This window comes from Ruegeria sp. AI3, from assembly GCF_056541245.1.
This window is the reverse complement of record NZ_JBQFYA010000110.1, coordinates 1-509: the sequence shown is the minus strand read 5'-3', so window position 1 is coordinate 509 and position 509 is coordinate 1. Positions and strand designations below refer to the sequence as shown.

Sequence of the window (509 nt, the reverse complement as noted above, 5' to 3'; positions counted from 1 at the left end):
GATTGGGCATGGGCTTGAAGGGGATTTCAATAGAAAGGGCAGTTCTGCTTTTGCAGGCCTGATGGGCCAGCAGATTGCATCCAAAGGTGTCACGGTTGTGGACGACGGCACCATTTCTGATCGGCGCGGGTCCATTACGGTTGATGATGAAGGGACACCCAGTTCGCGGACGGTCCTGATCGAGGATGGCATTCTGACAAAATATATGCAGGACCGCCAGAATGCCCGCCTGATGGGTGTCTCGCCCACAGGCAACGGGCGGCGACAAAGCTATGCCCACAAACCGATGCCGCGCATGACAAACACGGTAATGTTGGGTGGTGATTCTGATCCAGCTGCTCTGGTCGCAGACATCAAAGACGGCATCTGGGCCGTTGGTTTCGGTGGCGGGCAAGTCGACATCACAAACGGCAAGTTCGTGTTCTCCTGCACCGAGGCCTATCGGGTTGAGAACGGCAAAATCGGCGCGCCTGTAAAAGGCGCAACACTGATCGGAGATGGCCCATCGG

1 protein-coding gene is annotated in these 509 nt (G+C 56.6%); it reads left to right on the top strand.

The genetic code is table 11. From position 1 onward, the window contains the following. The coding region (locus tag ACRZ95_RS23325) for a TldD/PmbA family protein (RefSeq protein WP_480555804.1) at positions 1–509 on the top strand (509 nt) is incomplete at both ends.